At 52.5% G+C, this 604-nt stretch carries 1 protein-coding gene; it reads left to right on the top strand.

Annotation, left to right across the window (positions count from 1 at the left end; translation table 11 throughout):
• On the top strand, positions 1-604 hold a 604-nt coding region (locus R7R78_RS27815; protein ID WP_225474813.1), incomplete at both ends, for a GTPase.

Here is a 604-nt window from a genome sequence, read left to right as displayed (position 1 = left end):
AAGGCGCGATCATGCGCGAAGGCATGAAAGTAGTGATTGCTGGTCGTCCAAATGCGGGTAAATCAAGCCTACTGAACGCGCTGTCGGGCAAAGAGTCCGCAATCGTAACAGACATAGCAGGTACCACGCGTGACGTGCTGCGTGAGCACATCCATATTGACGGTATGCCTTTGCACATCATCGATACTGCTGGCTTGCGTGACGCTTCTGATGAAGTCGAAAAAATCGGTATCGAACGCGCTTGGGATGAAATCGCGCAAGCCGCCCGCGTATTGTTTATGGTGGATGGCACAACGACCGATGCCACCGATCCAAAAGAAATTTGGCCCGATTTTGTCGATCGCCTGCCAGAAAGCATTGGCATGACGGTGATCCGCAACAAAGCGGATCAAACAGGTGAAGATATGGGGATCTGTCATGTGAACGATCCTACTCTGATTCGCCTTTCAGCAAAAACCGGGGCGGGTGTCGATGCGCTGCGTAACCACCTAAAAGAGTGCATGGGTTTCTCAGGTAATACTGAGGGTGGCTTTATGGCGCGCCGTCGTCACTTGGACGCACTAGAACGTGCAGCTCAACATCTGCAAATCGGCCAAGAGCAGCT

Source organism: Vibrio sp. 2134-1 (genome assembly GCF_033339495.1).
This window is presented reverse-complemented; position numbering and strand designations above follow the sequence as displayed.